Raw genomic sequence first — 19,198 nt, forward strand, 5'->3', positions numbered from 1 at the left:
TAAAAAGCTCCTTTCCGTTCCTAGGCGGCTGCTTAGTTGCTGTAGCCGTTAGGGTGATTGACGTGCCAGTTCCAGGCGCTGCGAATAATGTCCTCAAGATTTGCTCGGGATGGGTTCCAGCCCAGCTCCTTGCGGGCGCGTGCCGATGATGCAACCAGCGTAGCCGGGTCGCCTGCGCGGCGAGGCTCGATAACCGCTTTGATCTCGCGTTCCGTTACCTTGCGGGCAATCTCGATCACTTCTTTGACGGAGAAGCCTTGGCCGTTGCCGAGGTTGTAAATCGCGCTGTCCGAGCCTTTACGAAGCTTATCTACGGCAAGGACATGGGCATCAGCCAGATCGCTGACATGGATGTAGTCGCGGATGCACGTGCCGTCCGGCGTTGCGTAATCATCGCCGAATACCGAGATATGCGGGCGTTGGCCAAGCGCTGCCTGGAGCACGATCGGAATCAAATGGGTTTCAGGGCTGTGATCTTCGCCGATTTTGCCGCTTGCGTGAGCGCCTGCTGCGTTAAAGTAACGAAGCGATACGTATTTGAGGCCATGAGCGACATCGAACCACTTCATCATTTTCTCCATCGCCAGCTTCGTTTCGCCGTAAGTGTTCGTTGGAAGCGTACGGTCGAATTCGTCGATAGGCACGTTCTCGGGCTCGCCGTAAGTGGCCGCCGTCGAAGAGAAGACGATCTTCTTTACGTCATGTTCGATCATTTTTTCCAGCAGGCAGAGCGTGCCGTACACATTGTTATGATAATATTTCGCAGGGTTTGTCATGCTCTCGCCAACCAGCGAGTTTGCTGCGAAGTGAATAACTGCGTCAATCTTGTTTTCTTTAAATACCGTATCCATAAATGCTGCATCGCGAAGGTCGCCTACGTACAGCTTGCCTCCAACAACCGCCTCGCGGTGACCTTGCTGCAGATTATCGACTACTACGATTTCTTCTCCGCGTTCTGCAAGAGCAGCCACGGCGTGCGAACCGATATAGCCCGCTCCTCCGGTTACCAATACTGCCATACTCCTCATCCCACTTTCTATATGTTTTATATGATTAAAGCTGTTCTACACCATTGCCGATGCTGCAAACGTAGAAGTCGGGAGCAAGTCCCGTTGCTTCCGTATATTTGCGTCCTACTTCTTCCTTGAAGCGTTCGATGCTGTCTTCGTGAACAAGCGATACGGTACAGCCGCCAAAGCCTGCGCCCGTCATACGAGAGCCAAGCACACCAGGAACCTGGCGTGCGGCAGCAACCATCGCGTCGAGCTCAGGACCCGTTACTTCATACAAATCGCGGAGCGAGTCGTGCGAGCCGTTCATGTATTGGCCAAACGCTTCGAGATCATTTGCTTTCAGGGCATCCATCGAACGAAGAACGCGGTCGATCTCTTCGACTACGTGCTGCGCGCGGTTGCGGACAACTTCATCCTTGATCAGATGTTTGTTTGCGTTGAACTGCTCCAGGTTGATCTGGCCCAAAAGCTTCAGCTCGGGGAATGCCGCCTGCAGGTCAACAACGGCCTGCTCGCATTGTGAGCGGCGTTCGTTGTACGCGGAGTCTACCAGGCCGCGGCGTTTGTTCGTGTTGCCGATGACAAGCTTGTAAGCGCCGGATTGGAACGGAACAAGCTCGTATTCAAGCGTATCGCACATCAGCAGAATCGCATGGTCCTTCTTGCCGTTAGCCACCGCGAACTGGTCCATGATGCCGCATTGCACGCCGTTGAATTCGTTCTCCGATTTCTGGGACAGTAGCGCAATTTGAACCGTGTCCGTAGGCTGGCCTTCCATCGTAAGCAAAGCGTAAGCCGTTACGACTTCAATCGATGCGGAAGAGGACAAGCCCGCGCCGTTCGGAATTTCACCGTGGAAGAGCAGATCGTAACCGCTGCTAAATTGGATACCCTTTTGCTCCAGTTCGTAAACGATGCCTTTCGGGTAGTTCATCCAGTCATCCGCTTCGTCGTACGCGATGCTGTCGATATCAAGCGATTTGGAGGAAGGAAAATTGGTTGTCGCGAGGCCAAGCTGGCGGTCATCGCGCTTGCGGATAAGCAAAGTTGTGCCGAACGTAAGTGCTGCCGGAAATACGTAACCGCCGTTATAGTCGGTATGCTCGCCGATCAGATTGACGCGTCCGGGTGCGTGAAAAGCTTTGATTCCCTCGGCTTCTCCGCCGAATTGCTGTATAAATTGTTGTGTAAGCTGTTGGATAGATGCCATATGCTTGCAACAGTCCTTTTTTGTATAATTTTTGAAGCCTTTGTTCTTTTTCAGTATAACGCAAGCCATTGTCCGAGCAAAATGGCGCAAAGTGCTTTTCACATGGATTTATGTGACTTTTAGCAAGGTGCTTGGCGTGATAATATGGGATTATTGTAAATTCCATACCAGAAGGCAGGTGCCGTCAACTATGAGGCAAGATACTTATAAGGTAGCTTCCAATCCCGTCATTACGTACAACGAACACATGAATGTATTGTTTGCAGGCGAGAGCCAAACCAAACCGTCTCATCAGCGGGGACCTAAAGTATATGATTTTTATCTCATGCATACGGTGCTTGAAGGGAAAGGGGAATTCACCTGCGGGGGAAAAAGCTATACTCTGCAGGCAGGGGATACCTTCCTGATCGAGCCGGAGGCGCTTGTCAGCTACGTATCCGACGCGGACGAGCCTTGGTTGTACCGCTGGGTAGCGTTTAACGGCCCGCAGGCAGCCGAGCTTGCGCTGGCAGCGGGCTTCTCGGTGGCCAATCCCGTTGTCGAGACGTCGCGCATCAGGCGCGTTGGCGTTCTCTACAACCATATATTCGGCGTTTTCCGCAAGAACGACCCCGCTGCCCATCTGAAGGCGGCCGGTTATTTACAGCTGCTGCTGGCCGAATTTTGCGCGGTTCGTCAGCTTTCGGAAGATAATGCCGCTATGACCGCCATGGACGACACCGATAAACTGATTCAGCAGATGATTCATTATTTATCAACCCAATACGCCCAGCCCGTGTCTATCGAGCAAATGGCCGAATCCTTCGGCTACAATCGGGCTTACCTTTCCCGGGTATTCAAACGTTATACAGGCGAATCGCCGATTACGTTCCTCCTCAAGCTTCGGATCGACAAAGCCCGCCAAATGATCCGGGAACGCGAAGGTCTTACGATCGAACAGATTGCGGCCTCTGTCGGGCTCCAGGACTCCTTGTACTTCTCCAAGCAGTTCCGCCGCTTTTATGGCTTATCCCCTTCCGCCTACCGCGAATCCATGCGTCAATTGAAGACGTAGCGGGTATTCAAGATTAACCCATAATTGGGCATATTAACGGGCGAGGTGATCTTTATGAAGGAGCTGCACAGCGGCCGGCTGTTCTGGCCGACTACCGAGGAGCAATATAAGGAATACTCCGCTCTATCGGAAGACATACAAGTGCAGGTGGCCATTATCGGGGGCGGAATGTCGGGATCCATGTGTGCCTATGCGTTGCAACATATCGGTATCAACGTCGCAATTTTGGAGAGAGAAACGATTGCGGGCGGAAGCACCTCCGCCAATACGGGATTATTGCAGTTTTCCAATGATATTATGCTAAGCGAATTGATCGGGCAGATCGGAAGACGGGCTGCCGTAAGCTTCTATGCTGCCTGCAAGGACGCCGTTGCGCAAATTGGCAAGGTATCAGGCAAGCTGGCAGCCAATTCCCACTTTGTGCCGCGAAGCAGCCTTTATTACGCCAGCTCGGAGCAGGATCTTCCGAAGCTTCGGAAGGAATACGAAACCTTGAAGCAGAACGGCTTTGACGTCGGCTTTTGGGAAGCGGACGCCATCTCCAAGCATTTCCCTTTCCGCCGCTCGGGGGCTATTATAACGAACGGCGATGCCCAAATTAACCCGTTCCGGTTCGTTCACGGAATGGCTGAAGCCGCAACGGCAAACGGCGCGTGCATATTCGAGCACACGGATGTGGTATCTCATGAGAGTACCGCAGACGGCAAGCATCAACTTGCAACCGCCAGCGGGCATGCCGTATTAGCGGATAAGGTCATATACGCCGTCGGTTATGAACCCGAAGAGCTTCGGGGACAGTTAATCAAGCCGGTCATGAACCGTTCCTTTGCCGCTGTAACCGCCGTACAAGACAAGAACAAGCTGCTTCATTGGCATAAACAGATGCTGATCTGGGAAACGGACCGACCTTACTTATATATGAGAACGACTATGGACGGACGCGTGATCATAGGAGGGCTCGATGAACCAACCGAGCATCCCATTGACGGCGAGAAAGAACGCAGCAAACGAATAGACAGACTCTATGACAAGCTGACCGCGCATTTTCCGATGCTTGACGCCCCGTTCGAGTACGAATGGAGCGCGACCTTTGGAGAATCCGTCGACAATCTGCCTTTTATCGGGGAGGATCCGGGTATGCCCGGCGTTTATTATTGCCTGGGATACGGCGGCAACGGCACGGTGTACAGCATGATGGCGTCCAATATACTCCTTGGTCTCATCAAAGAAGGGCATCATCCGCTCGTCGATATCGTTGGGCTGAAGCGGCCAACCCTTCAAGCGTAAGATTGGCTCCCGATGCAGCCGCATACAAAAAGGGATTCAGCCTATAGCCGAATCCCTTCTTCTATTTCCGGCGAACTCAGGAGCCGTGGAAAATCCGCTTCGCTCCATGCTGCCTGAAGATGCCCTCCGCAATGCCAAGTCGCGACAGGTCCGGACCGCCATCCTTGTCCAGCAAGGATTTGCTCTCTTCGGACTCAATAATCACTAAGGTTGCGCCTTCCCGGATGGAGTCACGGCAGGATGCCGCTTCCTGCTCCTCCAGTCCAAGGGCCATCATAGCCCCTTCAATATGATCTTCATCGCCGAAAATATAATCGCCGGTTAACGTATTTCCCATGGCTGTCAGCCCCGCGGCCGCAAATCCCGGGTTCCATGAGCCGCCTCCCGTCAAACCGATGGCCGGGATAAAAGCGGCTCCCGTCCAAGCCCTTCCTCGGCTTTCGTCCCTCTCCGCTTCGTTTGCTGTCTGCGCCAGCTCCGTCAGCTCGTCGACATGGATGTCGCTTTCGGCTTCGATGCGACGGGAATGCTCGCTGTCCTTCGCGAGGATCTTCATTTCCCCTTGGACAAATCCGGCTTGCTCAAGGGAATGAATGGTATCGATTACCTGCTGCTGTGTAGCAAATGATCCAATTATTTTAGCCATTGTCTCATCATCCTCCTCTTCTTCCTTCAAGGTAGTTATACCCTGTTTCATCCGCAATCAATCTCGGTTATCTCGGTTATAGGAAGGTTGTGCAAGAAGACCGTTCAGGTTATGATGAAGAGTAAGCGACATGGAATCCGGAATTTAGACAGGCACAAACGGGAGGTAAACAATGATTCACAGGATGCTTCGCTATCCCGCGGACTGGGAATGGCATGTGCTTCAGCTGGAACGGCCTCCGATGGAGACAACGGAGGAGCTGCCCAAGCGCAAGGACAATCGAAAAAAACCTGAACCGTCTAAGGCATCGATGACATTTACCACACCTCCTGTAACAGACGATGATATCGAAGAGCAGTTGAAATGCAAGCGCCTCCTTCCCGAATGCTCAAGCTGGCTGGACGAATGCTGGGGCAGACAGGTCAATAAGGTTACCGTGAAGCATTATGCGAATCAGGGAACAATCGTGTCGGGCACCTTGATGCTGCAGGCCTCCGAGGAAATGACCGATGTGCAGCCTTTTCACTTCTGGCTTACGGTCGATAAGCTTGTTACCCTTCACACGGACCTGCGCCTCATGATTCGCCTGCAGGATGATTCCGTTACTTCCCGGCTCAAGGAATGCGCATCCGCTCCCGAAGCCTTCTTTATTATGCTGGGGCAGCTGCTTGGCCCGTTTCATACGGGACTCGACGGCTTTGAAAAAAGGCTGGGCGAGCTAGAGCAGGCTATGCGGATCTCGAACCGAACAGGGCTGCTCGACGTTATCTTCGAACGCCGCTATGACTTATTGCACTGGAGCCATCTTTTTATCCCCATCCGGGAGCTGTACGGTGCGGCTCAGGAAGCTTTTATGGACACGCTGACCGAGACGGAGGTATTCAAGAGAACGACCTACAAGCTGGACCGGATTGATTCTCTGCTGAAGCATTACGCGCTCGAGATCGATACGCTGATTTCGATGGATGATGCGCTCTCCAGCTTCCGCGGCAACGATATTATGAAGACGCTGACGATTTTCACCGTCATCTTTACGCCCGCAACGGTTATCGGCGCCCTGTGGGGAACAAACTTCAAACCGCTTCCTTGGGACAATCATCAGCTGGGCTTTGCGGGAATGTGCGTCGTTATCCTGTTTATTACCATCCTGATTTATGTCTGGTTATGGCAAAAAGGCTGGACCGGCGATCTGCTCACGGGACGGGAATCGGGCAAGAATAAGAAAAATCAAAAGCAGGCCGTGAATCTCGAAGAACAGTTAACCGATAGAGAGGACCAGGGCATGAGGACGGAGCCGGATCTGTCCAAGCTGTCACGAAAAAGGCGCTCCAAGACGATTTAACATCGTCAGGAAGCGCCTTTTTCCATTTCCTATCTCCTTCTATGGAGCTCCTCGGCAATCGTTTCCGCGAACTCTTCCAGCTGCTGCACGGCTCCTTCCGCCTCGCCGCGTTTGCGGACCGACACGCTGCCGCTTAGACGCTCGTTCTTTCCTGCCACAAGCATATAAGGAACCTTTTCGAGCTGGGCTTTCCGGATTTTATTGCCGAGCTTTTCGCTGCGCGCATCGATTTCTACCCGTATTCCCGCCTGAATAAGCCGGGCTTTGACCTGAAGCGCGTAATCCAGCTCATGCTCCGATACCGGAATGATCTTCGCTTGCACCGGGGCCAGCCAGATCGGAAAAGCTCCGCTGTAATGCTCGGTCAGAATACCAATGAACCGGTCAAGAGAACCGTAAACCGCGCGGTGGATGACAACCGGCCGCTGTTTCTTGTTGTCCTCGCCGATATAGGACAGATCAAACTTCTCCGGCATCTGAAAATCGAGCTGGATGGTTCCGCATTGCCAGCTTCTCTTCAGGGCATCAACGATATGGAAGTCGATTTTCGGCCCGTAAAAGGCGCCGTCTCCTTCATTAACGCGGTAATTCACCCCGTGTGCGTCCAGCACATTCTTAAGAGACTGCTCGGCTTCATCCCACAGCTCATCCGAACCCATATAATCGGCGGGCCGGGTCGACAGCTCTACGGTATAGGCAAAGCCGAATACCTTGTACACCTCGCCGATTAAACTCATTACCTTGCCGATTTCCTCTTCAATCTGATCCGGACGGACAAAGAGATGGGCGTCATCCTGGCAGAAGGTACGTACCCTCATCATGCCGCCTAGTGCCCCCGACAGCTCGTGACGGTGCACCTGGCCGAACTCTGCCAGACGTACCGGGAGCTCCCGGTAAGAGCGCAGGCTGTTCTTGAAGATCAGCATATGCCCCGGGCAGTTCATCGGCTTTAAGGCAAATTCGGCCTCGTCAACCTTGCTGAAATACATATTGTCCTTGTAATGCTCCCAATGTCCCGACTGCTCCCACATGCGCTTGTTCATCATAAACGGCGTGCGAACCTCTTCATAATCGTGAAGATGAAGAAGCTCCCGGGAGAAGCTTTCCAGCGCAGTCCTCATCGCCATTCCTTTGGGCAAGTAAAACGGCATCCCCGGAGCTTCCTCCGAGAACATAAACAGCTCCAGCTCTTTGCCCAGCTTGCGGTGATCCCGCTTCTTTGCCTCTTCCAACTGGTACAAATGGTCGGCTAGCTCAGTCTTGCTGAGGAACGCTGTACCATAGATGCGCTGCAGCATCTTATTGTCGGAATTGCCCCGCCAATAAGCACCTGCCACGTGAAGCAGCTTGAAGGCTTTGATCCGGCCGGTGGAAGGCAAGTGCGGTCCCCGGCACAGATCCGCGAATTCTCCTTGCTCGTAAATGCGGATCACTTCTCCTTCGGGCAAATCCCGGATCAGCTCCAGCTTGAGGGGCTCCTCTCTCTCCTCGAAAAGAGCCAGCGCTTCCTCCCGCGATACAACCCTCCGCCTGATCGGCAAGTTCTCCTTAACGATGCTCCGCATTTCCTTCTCAATGGCTTCCAGATCCTTTGTCGAAAGCGTATGAGCAAGGTCTACATCGTAATAAAAGCCATCTTCAATCACCGGTCCGATGCCCAGCTTTACCGCTTTGCCTCCGTACAACCGTTTAATTGCCTGCGCAAGCACATGTGCGGTACTATGCCGGTAAATATAAAGCCCTTCCGGACTGTCAAGAGCAAACAGGTCGATTCGGCTGCCGTCGCCAAACGGCTCATTAAGATCGGCCAACGTGCCGTTGATTGCCCCCGCTATTATTGTTTTCTTCCAATCGGCATCCATTGATTCCGCTACCTGCGCAATGGTCGTGCCTTGCAATACCCTCCTTATGCTTCCGTCTGGCCAAACAGCTTGAATCTCCATCTTTGCTCCTCCATTTCTTCGCAAGTTTTTGCGAACGCAAAAAAACGCAGCTCTCCCTGCAAGGGACGAGTGCGTTCTGCTCGTGGTTCCACCCTAATTCCATCCCGTGCTTTGCCGGCGCGGCGATGCTCATTGGAATCCGTTAACGGGGATCGGACGGTTACGTGTACTGCCGCAATTCGCGTGCGGGTTCCAGGTCACAGCTGCAAAGCGGTAATCCCGATCTTTCACCGAAGAAGCTTTCAGCCGGGGCTTCTTTCTCTGGGCGGATATAGGGAAGGAGATCATGTCTTTGGTCATAGCCTTCGTATGAAATTGTTATTATGTTACAATGCTTTATTTCAAAAAGTCAAGAGGAATCAGTTCCCCATACAAGCGCCCAGACATAGTATACATAACCAGCCCAAGATAAGAGCGGAGGGATCCGTATATGGCAAAAACAACGAGAAGGTCCAATACCAATGCGACAACGGCGTTGCCAAGGCCTATGAGACAAGGTCAGCCGCAGCAATTCGATCTCCGAATCGCCCTGTTTCTTGCCGGTATCGCTGGACAGACTTACTCCCAATTCGAGAATAAGGACGGCCTTTTCCTTGTCCCCCGAGGGTACGAATTCGTGGGAGCTTTCTCTGCCAAAGCTTATGACGATACAGAGGAGCGCTTTGGCTTTGTTTTGCAATCGGACCGTTCTTCCGTGCTAGCCTTCCGGGGCTCCGGTTCAGCCGTGGACTGGGTATCGGACTTTATTGCCCAGCAGACGACCTACCGTCCCGTTAAAAATGCCGGCCAAACCCACAAAGGCTTTACCGACATTTATACATCAACCCGCTCGCAGGTGCTTGATTTAATCGGGCAGCTGCCGGTCGAAAAACCTTTATTCATTACCGGCCATAGTCTCGGTGGAGCGCTAGCAACCCTGGCTGCGCTCGATATCGCCGTCAACACGCCGTTTACCGCGCCTATCGTTTATACCTTTGGCGCCCCGAGGGTCGGGGATACGCGCTTCGTCAAGCTGTACAACAACACGGTAGAGACGCATTGGCGCCTCCAGAACGAATACGATATCGTTCCCCATCTGCCGCCGCTCGTGTACCAATCTCCGGATACGAAGAAAACGTATTTCTATATGCATGTCAAAGGCGAGGTAAAACGTTCCTTCCGGATGGGCTCGGTATCCGGCAATCATATCCTGAGCAGCTATTTTGCCGATTTGTGCGGCGAGGAGCCGCAATTCGCCGAGGCGGTATGCTCGGAGCCGCCCGGCTGGTGCCCGCTGACTTAAGCAAAAAAAACTCCGCGCCATGGCGGAGTTTTTTGCTTTTTCAAAACCAGGATTGAAGGAGCCAGTCCCGTACCCGGTTAATGGTCTTATCCAGATTGCATACCGAGTTCTGATCCACATATGGCGTCTGATGACAGAAATAATGAGCATGTCCGCCGATTAACGGAATCCCTTCCACAATAGACGGAGAATATTTGAAGCGATTCCAGCGGGGAACGGATGCCCCTTCCGCTGACCAACCTCCCCAGGTTCCAATCCGGCTGATCGGGTCGCTTAGCTTCCCTTCCTTGTCAACGGAATGGAGAAAACATACTTTATCCCTCAGCTCCGGATGAATCGGAATACGAGGCGAGCCCACCTGAACAATCCGGAAATTTCGGTTCAGACGCTGCTGATGCAGCATTTTCCCCGCCTGGTAGGCTGCTGCCCCTCCTCCGCTGTGTCCGATAAAAAGAATCGGCTCCTCCGAGCTCTTCATCGTTTCCTTTACTTGCTGGAATGCCGCGCGCCCGCCAATCCGGCCAATGGACAAGCGGTTGGTCAGATCCGTGCCGACTTCAACAATTTGCCTGTACAGATTACGGCTGACATCTCCATACGGGTGCAAAATATGAATGATTGGCTCGCGGCCATCCGCCCGGAATATCCGGTCAAGCTGATTTCGGCATTCGTCAAAGTAGCCTTTTGTAGTAGCAACGCCAGCCAGCAGGTAAATCCGTATAGGGGAGCCGCTGATCGCTGTCATGATTCATCCCTCCGTTCATGCTGTGTTAATGGAATTGTGTACTTTCATTATGCGGGGGGATAAGCGGTTTCATTCCTCCATGTAGATGTGAATTCCATTCCAGCTGATCCGGTAGCCAAGCTCCTTGGCTGCCAGAATAAGGGGCAGGGCCTGTATGTCCCTCCATAAAGGGGTGATCCCGTTCAATTTGTATCCGCTCCATATTTTATGCGAAACGACCGGAACCCGCGCCACTCTTGGTATTCCGTCGTCCCACCGGATCAGCTGGACCGTTCCGTCGTTTATCTTCTCCACTTCCGCCTGCAGGATCCGTCTGAAGAAATCTTCGTCCACGTAAAGCTCCCCGTCAAGTTCGAATACGTGACCGCGGTAAGTGAACGGCTGATTCACGATTGAGGGAGTTTCGCTTCCTTCATGGTCCGCCAAACGGCTCAAATAATATGGGCTGGCTGTTGCCTGTCTATAAGCTTCGAGGATTCGGGGTTCACCCGTAATCGAATAATCATTAATGCGTCGCACCTCATTATATTCCGCAAGATTGTTCACATCGAAATAATATACAGCCTTTACCCTCGGATATAGCACGGGAAGGCTGGCATACAGCCGATTGATTTTCGCAATGGCAAACCCGTTATCCTTCACCCCGTCGGTCACCGTATAATGGGTAGCGCCGTATTCCGACAGCTGAATCGGCTTGGTCCTGCTGAACCGGTTGTACACGTAATCAATCATCTGAAGCGGATCCTCGAAATCCGACGGCTGCTTGATATCCCCGTTATGATATCTTACGTTATAAACGTTGATCCCTACCCAATCCACGTAAGAATCACCCGGATAATAGCTGTCGATCGGACGCTCCGGCACATTCAGGACGGTCCAGACCATGGCCGTTTTTGGGGCGATTTTCTCGAACACGTCATGAACCATTCTCCAGGTCTTTATATAGAGCTCCGGGTCTCCGCTGTAATTCGTCCAGGTTCCGTTCATTTCGGATGCGAAACGCAGAAAAATCGGCACATCGGCCTTGCGGGCCGCCTCGGCAAATCTCCTCAGGTAAGCATCATCCTTCACCTTGGCCAGCCCGTCGTTAGGCTCCCAGGCAATATGAGGGAAAGCGCCCGCTTCCTTCACTTCCGCTACCCACTCGGCCGGAAACGCCTCTCCGTAACCGACATATTTGAAAAAGCTGGCATGCTGCTTCCCTGCTAATGTATTGAACTCCGCCATGCTGTAATGGACGGTTGAGTTCTGAAGCACATAGGCACCTAAATAGGCGCCGGACTCCGGCTCGGCTTTGCCTAGCTTGTAATTCGGATGCGAGGATGAGACATGGATCGTCCACTCCGAATAATGCGCCTCTTCCCCTTGAACGGCGGCCGCAGTTGAATTAACGGGCGGATTCTGTTTTCTTGCAGCGCTTTCTGCCCCTTCCAGCATGACGATGAGAGCGCAAACGAGCATAAGGCCGGGCAGCTTGCGGCAATGCGTTAACCAGTAGCTCAGCAGGGGAACCTCCTCCTCTTCTCTATTCCAAGGATGAGGCAAAGAGGCGGCATTTATACGTATTTGGCGGGGTTCGGACGATGCTATTGAAAAGGGCTGCCTCTACCTAGTCCCGAATTGACTAGTTAAAGACAGCCCCTGCATGATTGTATTAAACACCCATTTTTTTGCGCTGGTTGTTTACTTTTTTCGTATTCTGGCTCTTCATAGCCTGCGTAGCAGTCGTTTGATGCTTCTGACCTGCTGCTCCGTTTTGCCCTTGCTTCTTCTGAGCAAGAAGCTGCTTCGCTCGTTCAGCCTGTGTAAGCGGCTTAGCTTGCGCTGGCGCCTCGGCTTGAACCTCGTTCTGTTCATTGGCGGACATATGATCACCTCACTTTAATGTACTCAGCATATCAAGTGAAACGTCAATCGGCAAGCCCCCTGGCCGGGACTTTGCGAAGTTGTACAATTCCGATTCTTGTTAATATAACCGCAAGGACGAACAGCTGCGGAATCGTTGTCTCCCATGTCGGGTATACGCCCAGGAAACCAATCGCGGCAAGCGAATCCGAGGAATGCGCCGGAAGCCACGAGGCTACCAGAAGGGAATGAATGCTTTCCCCGAGGAAACGGACTACCAGGTAATAGATTAGAGCCGATGCCGTTAGGAAAAAGGGCCGAATCGGCAGCTTCGCGCTAAATCGGATAATCGCAAAGCCGATGATCAAGAGCAGGAGGAACGTAACTCCGATTCCGAGGATCATCTGAACGGGGTCGATGGAGCCTGCCATTCCGATATAAAAGATTGTCGTCTCCGCGCCTTCCCGCAAAATCGCGAGCCCCGAGACGATAAATAGGGACCACAAGCTTCCCTTCGCAAGCGCATTGCCCATCCGGTCGTCGATGAATTTGTTCCAGGCCTGCAGATTCGATTTCTTATGCAGCCAATTGCCTACGGAAAGCATCAGAAGCACGGATACAAGCCCCGTAATCCCTTCCATGGCTTCCCGCGCGCTGCCCGCGGTTGCTTCCGCAATGACCGTTGTCAGGAGGACGGCAAGCGCGATGCTTAACAGCAGTCCCGTCCATACGCCCGACCATACCCATACATTTTTGGACTGATTGTCCGTGCGTTTCAAATAAGCAAGCAATGCCGCCAGAACGAGAATCGCTTCTAGTCCTTCCCTCAGCAGGATCATTCCGGCATCCCATGCCGTATATTTCGCCTCCGCCGTCATCGGCTCGAGCTGGCCGCGGATGTCGTCGATAACCGCTTCCGCCTTATCCGGCGACGGAGTTGCAGCCAGCAGGTATTTGGACACGTCGGTCATCTTGATCTCAATGTTCTGATAAGCCGCGGCGGACCGGATTTGCACCTGGCCCTCAACGGCTGGCCAGCTGCTGATGAACGATTGCATCTGACCGTCCGCTTCGGCGTAATGGTTTGCTGCAATATCTTTCGAAGCTTGATTCAATATCGCGATTAAATCCGCAATGGTAAGCCCTTCGGACTCCACGCTTGCCGCTGAGATCTTCCCGTTTTTATAGTCGTTGATAAGAGTGATCAGGTTTGCCGTATAAGTCTTGGCATCTTCGGCACGAGGCGGTTCGGCCTGCAGGGCAATCCGAATCATGCTCATGCTCGTCTCCAGCTTGCCGTACACGGTAAAGTTCTCGCTCCGAATCGATTGCTCAATCGGCGGCCAGCCGTCATTGATCTGCTTGTAAGCGGCATTCGCCTGCTCCCATTGTCCGCCTTCAATGCTGCTTAGCAGCTTCTCCGCCAGCGGCAGAAGGCTTGCGGCAGCGTCTTTCCCGGAAAGCGCCGGCACCTCGGCTGCTTTCTCGCTTTTCACAAACGTATTAATCGCTCTCGCCAACGCCGATAGAGACGCCTTCGCCTCATCCGGCTTATCCGCCGCCTGATCCAGTGCTTCCGCGGCGTGAGCAATGGCTGAGGATACATCGGCGGAATCTGCCTTCGCCGCAGTCTTCAGCTGCTCCCAGCTCTCACCCGCCTGCCGGATATGATCCTTGGCATCCTGCCAATCTCCTTCTCCGGCCGCGGCAAGAGCGCCGCCAACGAGCGGCAGCAGCTTGTCGAGCTGTTCGGACGGCGATGATCCCGCCGCCGCCAAAGCCGTGTTGTCGAAGTTAATCGCGGAAGCCGCGGCAACCGTCCCGATCCAAATCGCGATAAAGAGCAGCATTACCCGGGAGATTAAAGCTTTAGGTTGATGTTGTCGAGCCATATCAAGTCATTCTCCCTTCTACAATAACGTATCGCCGATATAGCCGCCTTCGCGTACGCCAGGGAAGCAGGCAAATACGGCGCTGCCGTTGTGAACGATATATTCATTCAAGGCATCCATCTGTCCAAGCTTCTGCTGCATCGGAATAAACTGCTTTCTCGTATCGCGGTTATAACAAATAAATAAGAGTCCGGCGTCAAACTGACCTGTCCGGTTATCCATCCCGCTGGAATAGGAATAGGAGCGGCGCAAAATCTTGACCGAGCCGTTCCCCCGCGCAAGCGCAACATGGGAATTTACCGGGATAAGCGGCTTTCCTTGCTCATCCTTCTTCGCGAGGTCCACCGGATCAAATTCGTTCTTGGAGCCGATCGGCGCACCGCTGCCGCGATGACGGCCAAATGTCGCTTCCTGATCGCCAAGGGTTGAACGGTCCCAGACTTCGACCCGGATCCGGATGCGGCGGACAACCATGTAGCTGCCGCCGGCCATCCACGGCGTGCCGTCTCCGCTCTGCGCCCATACAACGTCGTTCATCAACGCTTCGTCCTTCGTATCCGGATTCCCGGTACCGTCCTTGAAGCCCATCAGGTTGCGGGGAGTCGCCCCCTTCGGATCGGAGCCGCCGGTACGCTGGAAGCCTTCCTGCGTCCAGCGCAGCACCGCCTTGCCCCTTGCAATGCGGGCCAGATTGCGGACCGCATGGAAGGCGGTCTGCATGTCGTTCGCATTCACTTGAACGCCAATATCGCCCCCGCACCATTCCTCGCGCAGCTCATCGCCGCCAAAGGCCGGCAAATCCACAAGCGCAGCCGGCCGTTTGGAGGCAAGACCAAACCTCGAGTCAAAGAAGGAAGGCCCCACTCCGAACGTAATCGTTGTTTTCGATGGGTTCAGCCCCGCGGCTTCGCCCGTGTCCGCAGGGGGAAGATTCAAATTATCATTTACTTCACCGATCATTTCGCCTCTTGCCATGGATGCGGAGGCTTCCGTCCAGGCCTTAAAAAGCTTTCGCACGTCATCGACCGATTCGGTCGTCAGATCAAAGGCGGCAAACATCAAAAAGTCCTGCGCAGGTGTCGTTATGCCGGCCTGATGCTTCCCGTAAAATTCAATCCGGTCCTCGCTGCTTGGCTTGGCAGCGCCCGAGACGGCATGGCCCTTCGCTCCGAATATCGCACCAACGCCTGAAGCGCCAAGCAATAGCCCGGCGCCTCCAACCCCGGCCAGCCGCAATATATCCCGGCGGCTGATCGGCTTCTCCAATATGCTGTCTCCAGCTTGGTTATTCTTGCTGTTGTCTGTTGTCATGGCTTTATGCTCCTAAGATCGTTCCCATTTGCGACAGCGGTTCAGCCAAGGCATCAAGCAGTTGGCTCAGCTTCTTGGTATCTTCCTCTTTCAGGTCGGTATAAGAAACGTATCCGTCTCCGCTCTTATAAGCTGCGAGTGCCTGCTCCAGGTTGTCAAAGCTTGTGCCGATTTGTCCTTCCAATTCCGCATCCTGTTTGTTCAGCTCGGCCTTCAGCAGCTCGTAGATTTTTTTCGCGCCTTCCACGTTTGCCGCAAAATCATACAGATCCGTATGCGAGTAACGCTCTTCCTCGCCCGTTACCTTCGAAGAGGAGACTTCGTTCAGCAGCTCTACCGCTCCCGTTACGAGCAGGCTTGGTTCTACGTCTACCGTTTCGATCAAGGCGCGAAGCGTCTTCGTATCATCAAGCAGCCGGGAAGCGTAGTCCTCCGCTCCGGCAGTCGAGTTGTTCACCCACAGCGACTGCTCGATGCGGTGGAAGCCGCGCCAGTCCTTCTCGTCTACATCATTCTCGCGGGCATCGATGTTAGGATCCAGATCGCCAAGCGCTTCCGCAATCGGCTCGATTCTCTCGTAATACATCCGGGTTGGCGCATACAGCGACTTTGCCGTATCTACATCGCCGTTTTTCACCGCTTGAACGAATTTATCCGTTTCGGCAACCAGCTTATCGGTTTGTTCGAGAGCATACTCTCGGTATTGGCCGGTAATCTCATCCCAGTTCTCAACCTTCGGAGCCGATTGCTCCGTATTAGCCGTATTCGCGGCAGTCTCTTTAGCATTATCCGCTTCGTTATTGTTCGAGCCGCATCCCGCAAATACGACCGCGCTTGCCAGCATTACAGCAGCTAACTTGGTTTTCATGAATCCTTAACCCCTCATCCAATTAATATATAACTCCGTTATGAACTACCAATGAGTATATTCACAATGATAATCATTGTCAATTAGCATTTTTAGCACATTGCATTTAATAGACGCCTGTCTTCTATAGACAGGCTTTCGCCTATTCCTCCGCCTCCGCTCCTGCATAGTGTATAGCAGGCCTTCGAACATCCCACACTAATAGACATGAACGGATATCCAGAAAAGGAGGCTTTACCCTGTGACACAATCATCAAGCAATAAGACTGCGGTTTTTCCGCCCCAGCATCAGAATCAGCAGCCAGGTATAGAATCCGAAATGAACCCGCTTCCGGTCTATAAAAACGATCAGTACAAAGCGGCAAACAAGCTGGAGAATAAAGCGGCCCTAATTACCGGCGGAGACAGCGGTATCGGCCGTGCGGTAGCGGTAGCGTTCGCTCTGGAAGGCTGCGACGTAAGCATCGTGTATTATAATGAGCATGAGGATGCCAAGCTTGTTCAACAGGAGATCGAGCAAGCCGGAAGACGCTGCCTGTTAATTCCCGGAGATATCGGGGATGAAGCATTTTGCCGTAATGCCGTTGAGCAAACGGTGATGACCTTTGGAAAGCTGGATATTCTCGTTAATAATGCCGCCGAGCAGCATGTGCAGCAGCGGCTTGAAGATATTACGGCAAAGCAGCTTGAGAAGACGTTCCGGACTAACGTATTTGGCATGTTCTTTCTGACAAGAGCCGCCCTTCCTCATCTGAAGCAAGGCGCTTCCGTCATTAATACAGCCTCGATCACCGCCTACAAAGGCAATCCGACCTTAATTGATTATTCCGCAACCAAAGGCGCCATCGTCTCGTTTACAAGAGCGCTTGCAACTAACCTGGCCGGACGCGGCATAAGGGTCAACGGCGTTGCCCCGGGTCCAATCTGGACACCGCTTATCCCGTCCACCTTCGATGAGCAGTCCGTATCCACCTTTGGCTCCGACACGCCAATGAAACGGGCCGGACAGCCGTATGAGCTTGCCCCTGCTTACGTATATCTGGCTTCCCAGGATTCCGGCTATGTAACCGGCCAATTCATCCACATTAACGGCGGCGAAGTTGTAAACGGTTAAGAAAAGCAAAAACGCCTTGCGGCGATTACGCAAGGCGTTTTCCAACTTCCTCGTTTATGCATTTATTTAATAAGTCCTGAAGCCTGCCCTCGTACACAAGCTCCAGCTTTGGCGTATTTTCTAGATCCCCGGGAGTCACGAGAAAAGAAGATTTATTAACCAGATGGACACCGCTCTTCTCAAATACCGAAGCCACGAATTCCGAACAGAAGTAGGCGTAATCTCTTTTTATGAGCCTTGTGTTGAACAGCAGGCCGATAACTCCGATCAGGTTATATCGGTACAGCTCCCTATTCCGTTCCATCTCCGCGATAACCCCTCGCATCTTGGCGTAAGCGGCAGGGTGTATTCGGCAACGGTACAAGGCACAACGGGCTTCGGCAAATAACTGCCCGCGCATGTTCTCCCTGACGAAGCCGGCGAAGAACGGATTCTGCGGGTTTTTCCGGCCAAAGCTGTACACCTCGTTTAATCCGCTGTCAAACGCGATCGACGCATGGTTAAGCGGATCCTTCGTAAACCACTTAATCGTTTTCGTAAATAATGTTCCCGTGTCTGTTAAGACAACATAAACCTCCAACTCTCTTGTCATGCCCGACAACCTCCACATTAAAGAAGTAACGCTTCTCATCTAACTTTAATGCAGGAGCCATGGCTTCATTAACCTGCTGAGGTACAGTCCTATCCACGACCTTGGTCCTGTTCTGGAAAATTTACCTAGACTTCTTCCTATCTTAATGGAATTATTAGTATTTCTCAATCAAAACTTAACAAAATAAAAGGAATGTGTAAATTAGTTTGACGCTAGTTCTTTTGAATGATGATGTGAGGCATTGGGACTAGACTCGTTTCTATTAATCTTCTTTCATATGGTATAATAAGCCACATTACAGCTGGGATACAAAGGAGATTTCGATACGAATGGAATTCAAAAAGGTGAATACGCCCCTCCGTCTCGTAGGTATTCAAAAGTACAAAAGCAAGGACGGCAGAGCCTGGATCAAGTATCCCGGCGGCTCCAGAAAGCCATTAAAGAAAAGCACGGTTATTTGGACAAGACTGCTGACCGTCATCGTAATCGTTGGTTTCGTCGGATTTGCCGGCTACAAGATCGGACTCCACTACCTATCCAATAAAATGATGAATGAGATGGCCGATCAAATCCTGACCACCGACGAAATCGATGCGTTCAAGAAGGATCCCGCCGTTCAGCAGATCATTGCCGATAACTCCAAATATTTTGATAAAAAGGCCGTTGAGGCTCTCCAAGGCTCCATCGCAGCGAATGCCGGCACCGGCGGCAAAGCCGACGATACAAGTCCCGCAAAGCCGGATAAATCGGGCTCTGCCTCCGGCAGCACGGCTACCGGTGCTAAGGATGACGCAAAGCCGTCGGACAAGCCCTTAACAGGCGGCCAGCTTGTTGTGAAGAACAAGGATGAAGCGGCCGAGCTGCTGCTCGGCAAGTTCTCCATGAAGGAACTGACGGGACTTGCCGATAAAGCGAAGGATGGCCTGACGCCGGAGGAAAAGCAGTCTATTAAAGAAACTCTTCTCTCGCGGCTTACTCCCGAGGAATTCAACTCCGTCAAGATTGTTGCTCTGATGGAGGTTATGAAGCGCGATGAATAGAGTCCGCGATTGGG

At 52.7% G+C, this 19,198-nt stretch carries 17 protein-coding genes; 6 read left to right on the forward strand and 11 right to left on the reverse strand.

The features are described from left to right. Positions 1-32: 32 nt before the first annotated feature. Both galE and EV294_RS26300 read right to left on the reverse strand, forming a co-directional pair. Complete coding sequence (gene galE, locus EV294_RS26295; RefSeq protein WP_132312326.1) at positions 33-1,019, reverse strand: UDP-glucose 4-epimerase GalE; 987 nt, start codon at positions 1,017-1,019, stop codon at positions 33-35. A gap of 34 nt (positions 1,020-1,053) precedes the next feature. Continuing rightward, complete coding sequence (locus tag EV294_RS26300; RefSeq protein ID WP_132312329.1) at positions 1,054-2,223, reverse strand: galactokinase; 1,170 nt, start codon at positions 2,221-2,223, stop codon at positions 1,054-1,056. 190 nt (positions 2,224-2,413) lie between these two features. Here EV294_RS26300 and EV294_RS26305 point away from each other — a divergent pair, with 190 nt between their 5' ends. Together EV294_RS26305 and EV294_RS26310 are read left to right on the forward strand one after the other, a co-directional pair. Further along, a complete protein-coding gene (locus EV294_RS26305; RefSeq protein ID WP_132312333.1) occupies positions 2,414-3,277 on the forward strand; it encodes an AraC family transcriptional regulator in 864 nt (287 codons plus the stop codon). A gap of 24 nt (positions 3,278-3,301) precedes the next feature. Beyond that, the gene (locus EV294_RS26310; RefSeq protein WP_243711804.1) at positions 3,302-4,564 is read left to right on the forward strand and encodes an NAD(P)/FAD-dependent oxidoreductase; all 1,263 of its coding nucleotides are present in this window, start codon (positions 3,302-3,304) and stop codon (positions 4,562-4,564) included. 76 nt (positions 4,565-4,640) lie between these two features. Here EV294_RS26310 and EV294_RS26315 read toward each other — a convergent pair whose 3' ends face one another. Continuing rightward, complete coding sequence (locus EV294_RS26315) at positions 4,641-5,210, reverse strand: general stress protein (RefSeq protein WP_165930815.1); 570 nt, start codon at positions 5,208-5,210, stop codon at positions 4,641-4,643. Between the two features lie 172 nt (positions 5,211-5,382). On the opposite strand from EV294_RS26315, the gene EV294_RS26320 reads away from it, so the two are divergent. Continuing rightward, positions 5,383-6,552, forward strand: coding sequence for a magnesium transporter CorA family protein (locus EV294_RS26320; RefSeq protein ID WP_132312338.1), 1,170 nt, complete (start codon positions 5,383-5,385; stop codon positions 6,550-6,552). A 29-nt stretch (positions 6,553-6,581) separates the two neighbouring features. On the opposite strand, the gene thrS is transcribed toward EV294_RS26320, so the two are convergent. After that, positions 6,582-8,495, reverse strand: coding sequence for a threonine--tRNA ligase (thrS, locus tag EV294_RS26325; RefSeq protein WP_132312340.1), 1,914 nt, complete (start codon positions 8,493-8,495; stop codon positions 6,582-6,584). A gap of 430 nt (positions 8,496-8,925) precedes the next feature. Between thrS and EV294_RS26330 the strand changes: the two genes are divergently transcribed. Further along, positions 8,926-9,777 carry a lipase family protein gene (locus EV294_RS26330; protein WP_243711805.1) on the forward strand — a complete coding sequence of 284 codons (852 nt, stop codon included), beginning with the start codon at positions 8,926-8,928 and terminating at the stop codon, positions 9,775-9,777. Positions 9,778-9,817: 40 nt separating this feature from the next. Here EV294_RS26330 and EV294_RS26335 read toward each other — a convergent pair whose 3' ends face one another. The 6 genes from EV294_RS26335 to efeO all read right to left on the reverse strand — a co-directional run bounded on the left by EV294_RS26335 (position 9,818) and on the right by efeO (position 16,438). Beyond that, complete coding sequence (locus EV294_RS26335) at positions 9,818-10,522, reverse strand: hypothetical protein (protein ID WP_132312343.1); 705 nt, start codon at positions 10,520-10,522, stop codon at positions 9,818-9,820. 69 nt (positions 10,523-10,591) lie between these two features. Beyond that, positions 10,592-12,067 carry a glycoside hydrolase family 26 protein gene (locus EV294_RS26340; RefSeq protein ID WP_132312346.1) on the reverse strand — a complete coding sequence of 492 codons (1,476 nt, stop codon included), beginning with the start codon at positions 12,065-12,067 and terminating at the stop codon, positions 10,592-10,594. A 109-nt stretch (positions 12,068-12,176) separates the two neighbouring features. Beyond that, on the reverse strand, positions 12,177-12,389 hold the full coding sequence (locus tag EV294_RS26345) for a hypothetical protein (protein ID WP_132312349.1): 213 nt from the start codon (positions 12,387-12,389) through the stop codon (positions 12,177-12,179). Positions 12,390-12,432: 43 nt separating this feature from the next. Then, the gene (locus tag EV294_RS26350) at positions 12,433-14,259 is read right to left on the reverse strand and encodes an FTR1 family iron permease (protein WP_132312352.1); all 1,827 of its coding nucleotides are present in this window, start codon (positions 14,257-14,259) and stop codon (positions 12,433-12,435) included. Positions 14,260-14,277: 18 nt separating this feature from the next. Then, positions 14,278-15,570: an iron uptake transporter deferrochelatase/peroxidase subunit gene (gene efeB, locus EV294_RS26355; RefSeq protein WP_132312354.1), complete on the reverse strand. Its 1,293-nt coding sequence runs from the start codon at positions 15,568-15,570 to the stop codon at positions 14,278-14,280. 4 nt (positions 15,571-15,574) lie between these two features. Beyond that, positions 15,575-16,438 carry an iron uptake system protein EfeO gene (efeO, locus tag EV294_RS26360; protein WP_132312356.1) on the reverse strand — a complete coding sequence of 288 codons (864 nt, stop codon included), beginning with the start codon at positions 16,436-16,438 and terminating at the stop codon, positions 15,575-15,577. Between the two features lie 241 nt (positions 16,439-16,679). Between efeO and EV294_RS26365 the strand changes: the two genes are divergently transcribed. Next, positions 16,680-17,552, forward strand: a complete 873-nt coding sequence (locus EV294_RS26365; protein ID WP_132312359.1) for an SDR family oxidoreductase — start codon at positions 16,680-16,682, stop codon at positions 17,550-17,552. Positions 17,553-17,577: 25 nt separating this feature from the next. Here the strand turns inward: EV294_RS26365 and EV294_RS26370 are convergent, their stop codons facing one another. After that, entirely contained in the window at positions 17,578-18,144 is a 567-nt protein-coding gene (locus EV294_RS26370; RefSeq protein ID WP_132312362.1) for a hypothetical protein, read from the reverse strand. A gap of 329 nt (positions 18,145-18,473) precedes the next feature. On the opposite strand from EV294_RS26370, the gene EV294_RS26375 reads away from it, so the two are divergent. Then, positions 18,474-19,184: a hypothetical protein gene (locus tag EV294_RS26375; RefSeq protein WP_132312365.1), complete on the forward strand. Its 711-nt coding sequence runs from the start codon at positions 18,474-18,476 to the stop codon at positions 19,182-19,184. Positions 19,185-19,198 lie beyond the last annotated feature (14 nt).

Origin of the sequence: Paenibacillus sp. BK033 (assembly GCF_004345425.1) — a bacterium.
Lineage (GTDB): Bacteria > Bacillota > Bacilli > Paenibacillales > Paenibacillaceae > Pristimantibacillus.